The 6,310-nt window shown below is 70.8% G+C and carries 3 protein-coding genes; 2 read left to right on the top strand and 1 reads right to left on the bottom strand.

Annotation, left to right across the window (positions count from 1 at the left end; all coding sequences use genetic code 11):
* Positions 1 to 834: CCA tRNA nucleotidyltransferase (locus tag ACY45C_RS10730; protein WP_462187475.1), on the bottom strand; the 834-nt coding region annotated here is incomplete at its 3' end.
* A 172-nt stretch (positions 835 to 1,006) separates the two neighbouring features.
* Between ACY45C_RS10730 and ACY45C_RS10735 the strand changes: the two genes are divergently transcribed.
* The gene (locus tag ACY45C_RS10735) at positions 1,007 to 3,658 is read left to right on the top strand and encodes a DUF6049 family protein (RefSeq protein WP_462187476.1); all 2,652 of its coding nucleotides are present in this window, start codon (positions 1,007 to 1,009) and stop codon (positions 3,656 to 3,658) included.
* Positions 3,655 to 6,288 carry a murein biosynthesis integral membrane protein MurJ gene (gene murJ, locus ACY45C_RS10740; RefSeq protein ID WP_462187477.1) on the top strand — a complete coding sequence of 878 codons (2,634 nt, stop codon included), beginning with the start codon at positions 3,655 to 3,657 and terminating at the stop codon, positions 6,286 to 6,288. Before ACY45C_RS10735 ends, murJ begins: the two co-directional genes overlap by 4 nt.
* Positions 6,289 to 6,310: the final 22 nt, after the last annotated feature.

Below are 6,310 nucleotides of genomic sequence, written 5' to 3' on the forward strand. Positions count from 1 at the left end.
CATGGTGTGGGCGTAGACGTCCTTGTGCTGGTGGTGCTCGTCGATCTCCATCCGCATGGCGGACACCTCAGGCAGCACGATGTCGGCGATCCCGACCTCGACCAACCGCTCCAGACCGGCGACCGGGTCAGGAGCCAGCATGAGCTTGCGCAGTTCGTCGCGGACCCGCTCGGGGGAGACGATCGCGAGCCGATCGGCCCGCGAGCGCATCGCCGCGACCAGCTCGGGTACCGGGGTGAGGCCCAGGGCCGCCTCGAACCTGGCGGCCCGCAGGATGCGCAGCGGGTCGTCGTCGAACGACGCCTCGGGGCTTGCGGGGGTACGCAGCACGCCGCGGGCGAGATCTGTCATCCCGCCGAACAGGTCGACGAAGTCATGGCCGGGCACGGACACCGCCATCGCATTCACGGTGAAGTCCCGCCGGGACAGGTCCGCCTCCAGGCTGTCGCCGTAGGTCACGGCCGGGTTGCGGGACTGCCGGTCGTACGCCTCACTACGGTAGGTGGTGATCTCGAACCGGACACCGTGCCGAGCGAGCCCGACCGTGCCGAAGGCGATTCCGGCCTCCCAGGTCGCCTCCGCCCATCCTCGGGTGATCTCCAGAACCCGCTCGGGGCGAGCATCCGTGGCGAAGTCGAGATCGGCTGGTGCGGCCCCGGACACGGCGGACGCCGGCCGGCCGAGCAGGGCGTCCCGTACCGAACCACCGACGAGGTGAAGGAGGTAACCGTTCGCGGTGAAGACGCGACCGAGCTCATCGGCGGCCGGCGGCACCCTCAGCAGCTCACTCACCACCCGTTCGGCCGAGTCTCGCGGATTGTCCAGACTGATCACTGACACACCTTCAGGTTACGGCCTCACCGCCCATGATCCGTTACGTGGACCCAAAACAATGATCATGATTTCTCGGCGTCCGCCCGGGAAGGGCCCAGCGGAATCAAGCCGTAACCCCGGCGTCCCGGACAGGCGGGCCGGCTGGTCGCCGGGGGACTCGTACGATCAACCCATGCCGCCGCCGATCTCCACCACCGGTCGCGCGCCGTTGCGCCGGGCGACGATACTCGCGGCGCTAGCCCTGTTCGCCGTGGCCGTGCCCGGGGTCTGCGCGGCTTCGGCTTCGGCCTCGGCTTCGACCCCCGTGCCGGCCGGGGGAGTCCTCGTCGAACCGGTTACCCACCACAATTCATCCACAAGAACACCACGGTCTTCCACATCTTCATCCACCGACAAATCAGATAATTCGCTATCTATCACTCCGGGTGGCACGGCAGCCAGACCCGGCGGTCCGCCGAATCCGGTGACGATCGATCTGGATGAGGTGAGTCCCCCCACCCCGGGGGGCTCGACCATGCTCTCCGTCAGCGGCCAGCTCATCACCACGGTCGGGGAGCCGCTGGCCCACCTCTCCATGAGCCTGTGGATCGGCGCCAGGGTGACCTCACGCGGGCAGCTGGCCACTCTGACCGATGACCCGGCCGCGGCGAGAACACGCAGCTACCGCCAGGTGGTCCTCGCGAACGGCGACGGCACCCAACCGCTGGCCGCCCCGCCCATCCAGGGTGCCGCGCCCGTGCCCTTCCGGATCGCCGCCGATCGCGCCGCGCTGGACCTGCCGCCGAGCCTGGGGGTGTACCCGGTCCAGCTACGGATTACCGGCTCCGTCGGGGGCCGCGCCGTGGTACCGATCGGCGCGGCCTACACCTTCCTGGTCTGGGCGCCGAACCCACAGCAGCCGAGGACACCGGTCGCCGCGGTCCTGCCGATCGCAGATCAGCCGCGCCTGCGCTCGGACGGCCGGCTGACCGACAACGCGCTCGCGGACGAGGTGAAGCCGGGCGGCCGGCTGTCCCGGCTGCTGACCGCCGCCACGCCGCCGGTCACGCTCGCCGTCGATCCGACCCTGGTGCAGGCGCTGACCATCATGGCGCAGCCGGGCGGCTACGACTACGCCACCCCGGGCGGGCCCGTTCATGCGCAGACGGACGCCAACGCGGCCCTTTTCCTCTCCGACATCGTGCGCTTCGCCGAGCAGGGAGGCGTGGTGTTCGCACTGCCCTACGGAGATGCCGATCTGACCGCGCTCGTCCGCGCCCGGAAGCTGGACACGGTGAAGTACGCCGTCAAGACTGGCGAAGTTGTGCTGGCCCACCTGTTGGGGCGTGACCCCCTGCAGAAGGGCACCATCGCCTATCCCGCCGACGGGTCGGCGGACGCCACCACCGCGGACATACTGCGCCAGCTGGAGGTCGGGACCGTGATCCTCGATGACCAGCTGCTACCCTCCGCAGCGAAGATCACCTATACCCCGTCTGCGACCGTCAGCCTCGCCACCTCGGCCGGACCGATCCAGGCGCTCGCGGCCGACAGCCAGCTCACCAGGATCGCAACCGCCTACACCGGGCTGCCCGACGGTCCCGACTTCGGGACGGCCCTGGCACGCCTGCGGGCCGAGCTCGGCATGATCACCGCTGAACGGCCCGAGCAACGGTTCCAGATCCTGGCGCTGCCCCGGGACTGGGACCCGCCGAGCGACTGGGCACGGTCGGTACTCGACACCCTCACCAGCGGCTACTCCACCTCGGTGGGACTCGACGCAGGTGTCGGGGGCCAGAGCCGGCCGGACGACCGGCCGGGCCGGCTTGCCTACCCGGCCGAGGCACAGGCCCGCGAGCTGCCGACCGACTACCTCACCGCCGTCGAGGACGTCCTTGACGAGGTGCAGGCCCTGAGCCCCGTGCTGTGCCCGCCCAGGCGCGGCCCCAGGTGCCAGCTGCAGCTCATCAACCCGATGAAGAACACACTTGTCACGGCGACCTCCGCCGCGTGGCGGGGAGACCGCAGGGTTGACGGTGTGTCGTTGAGCCAGCAGGTGGACGGGGAGGCGTCCGCGATCCGCAACGGAATCCAGGTGGTGGCCTCCCGCAGCGTCAACCTGACGAGCAGACGTGGGCTGGTCCCGATCACCCTGGAGAACAACACCCAGTACGAGGTCACTGTGGTGCTCGCCTTCTCTTCGACCGACCGGTCCCGGCTGCGCTCGCCGGCCCGGCAGACACTCCGCCTTCCCCCAGGGCAGAAGGCTCAGGTCGAGATCGAGATGGAGGCCGAGGGTGCGGGGACGTTTCCCCTCGAGATCCGCAAACTCAACCTCGACGGGCAGGCGCTGTCCACGGAGCCACCGAACCGGGTTCTCGTCCGATCCACCGTCTACGGCGCCGTCGCGACCGCGATCACCATCGGTGCCGTCGGCGTGCTGCTCCTGGCGGTCGTCATCCGTCTGGCGCGACGGCTGCGGGCCCGCCTGCGGGGGGCCAAGGACGACCTGGGCGGGCCGGCGGGCCCGCACGAGGCGGCGACCGGACCGGCGGGCCCGCTCCACCCGGCTGCCCCGCTCCACCCGGTGGACCCGGTGGACCCAGTGAGCCCGGTGAACCAGGTCGATCCGGTCACCCCGGCCGCCTCGGTCTCGACCCGGCATAGTGGCGACGACAAGCGCGAAGCCGCCACCTCGACTACGACGACGCCGGTGGTGCGGACGGCCATCCGGCGCTATGAAGGCCAGGACCGAGGCACCCTTCGCCACGGCCGCGACAGCCAGGAGGACACCGACGACTCGGCGGCCACAGCTCCCTTCCGACGGCGACGGAGCGGCCCATGACGCCGGTCGAGGAGGAAGGCCGGCCGGGGGCCCGGCATCGCAGGGGTGGTACCGGCCCCCGGCGTGATCGCGGTACCGGTCCCGGCGATGGACCGTCGGACCGGGACCCACGCGACGCCGGGTATTCCGACGTCGGGTATTCCGACGAGGACGGCTACCCGGCGGCCGAACGCCCGGCCCGGTTCCCCCCGGACCAGTCGTATCCCGGTTATCCCGGGCAGATCCGTCCGGAGCAGCCAGATCCGGACCGGGGACTCGCGCGCCGGCCCCGGTACTCCGAACGGGACCGTCCGAAGCGGAACCATCCGGTTGACCCGGACGGACGCCGTGGCGCGCCACGGTTCGACACGCCGCGCCATGAAGACCGGCGGCAGGGCGACCCGCGGTACGACGGCGCGCGCTATGACAGCGGCCCGCGCCACCCGGACCCGCGCCACGACGATCCCGCGAGCCCCCGCGACAAGCGGTATCCGCGATCCGCAGGCCGCATCCCCGGTCCCGACGCTCCGCGCATGACCGCCGGCGAGCAGACCCGGAAGCTTCCCGCCACATCGGGCCCACCACCGCCGCCTCCCCATGTGCTGCCTCCGTCGGAAGGAGGTCCGCCGCCGGGGCCCCGCGTACCGGAACGATCGCAACGCAGCACCCCGCCGCTGGACGACGGGCGGACGAGCCGGCTGCCGACCCCGCCCGGGGTCGGCCCCGTCATCCCCATCGGACGATCCTCATGGCGGGACACCCCAGACCGCCCAGACCGCCCAGACCGTGCAGCGCGTCCGGAGCGACGCACCCGAGCCGACCGTTCCCGTCGGGACGGCGACGATCGCCGTCGTCCGTCCTTGAGCGAGTCCAAGCCGACGGTGGCACTTCCTCGCAGCAACGTCCGCCGCATCCCCCCCGAACCGGCCCGACGAGACACCGGCACGGCGCCGCACGGCAGCGCAACGGCACAGCACGGCAGCGCAACCAGGCAGGCCGGCGGGCCGGCGAAGACCGGGCCCGGCCTCGGCCGGGCCAGTGGAACCATGGCGATCGGCACGATCGTCTCCCGGGCATCCGGGTTCCTGCGGACCGTCGCGATCGCTGCGGCGATCGGGACCGGTGCGGTGAGCCAGGCCTACAACGTCGCCAACACCACGCCGAACATCCTCTACGACCTGCTCCTCGGCGGCGTCCTCACGAGCGTCGTGGTGCCGGTCATGGTCCGCACCGCGAAGGAGGATCCCGACGGGGGGGACGCGTTCGCGTCGTCGCTGCTCACACTCATGATCCTCGGCCTCGGGGTCGTCGTGGCAGTGGGCATGCTGATCGCCCCGTGGATCATCAGCCTCTACCTGCACGCCGGCTCCGACGAGCGGGCGCTCGCCGCCACGATGCTGCGGTGGCTCCTGCCACAGATCATCTTCTACGGGGTAGGCGCGACGATCGGGGCGATCCTCAACGTCAGACAGTCGTTCACCGCGCCCATGTTCGCCCCGATCCTGAACAACCTGCTGGTCATCGTCACCTGTCTGAGCTTCACCTATTTCATCGCGGGTCCGCGCCCGCGGGGTGTGGACGGGCCGAAGGCCATCACCGACACCCAGGTGACGGTGCTCTCCGCCGGGACGACGCTGGGCGTCGTCGTCATGACCCTCGCGCTGCTCCCCTCGCTGCGCAAGGTCGGTTTCCGCTACCGGCCGCGGTTGGACATGCGGCATCCCGAACTGCGCTCGACGGCTCGGCTGGCGGGGTGGACGCTGCTGTTCGTCGTGATCAGCCAGGCCGGCTACCTGGTGATCGTCAACCTGTCGACGGCGACGACCGCCTACACGATCTACACGTACGGATACCAGATCTTCCAGCTCCCGTACGCCATCATCGGCGTCTCGGTCATCACCGCACTGTTGCCGAGGATGAGCGGGCACGCCGCCCAGGGGCGCAGGGACCTAGTGCGGGCCGACATCTCGATGGCGACCCGGGTCACGATCACCGCGATCGTGCCCGCCGCCCTGTTCATCCTCGCCCTGGGCCGGCCGATCGCCGTCGCCGTGTTCCATCACGGCGCGACCGGCTACGGCGACGCTATGGACATCGGCGACACCCTCAGCGCCTTCGCCCTGGCCCTCGTGCCGTTCTCCCTGTTCCAGGTACAGCTACGGGTGTTCTACGCCTACCAGGACAGTCGCACCCCGGCACTGGTCAACATCGGGGTCGTAGCGGTGAACGTCATCGGTGCCCTGGTCCTCACCGTGGTCGTGCCCGAGGAGCACCGGGCCGTCGCGCTGGCGCTCTCCTTCGCCACCGCCTACTTGATGGGCCTCGCGGCGACGAGCACCCTGTTGCACCGGCGGCTCGGGGGAATCGATGGCAATCGCACCGTGCAGGTCATCACCCGGGTCGCGATCGCGGCCGGGATCGGCGCCGTCCTCGCGTCGCTGCTCGCCCGAGGTGCCCGCGCGGTCGTGGGTGAGGGGTGGCTTGGTTCCGGGGTCGCGGTGGTGCTCGCCGCGGCCGTGGGAGGCGGGCTCTTCCTCGCGGTCGCCACCCGGATGGGGATACACGAGATCAACGCCCTGCTGGCGGAGGTGAACGGACGACTCGGCGGCCGGCTGTCCCGACGGCCGGGGCGATCATCGCAACGCGGCTGACCGGCAGTGATGGCACCTAGGG

The organism is Frankia sp. CcWB2 (assembly GCF_977927585.1).

Excerpts from the sequence above, each read along its gene's own strand:
- ACY45C_RS10735 (WP_462187476.1), top strand. The coding sequence starts at position 1,007 with ATGCCGCCGCCGATCTCCACCACCGGTCGCGCGCCGTTGCGCCGGGCG.
- murJ (WP_462187477.1), top strand. The coding sequence starts at position 3,655 with ATGACGCCGGTCGAGGAGGAAGGCCGGCCGGGGGCCCGGCATCGCAGG.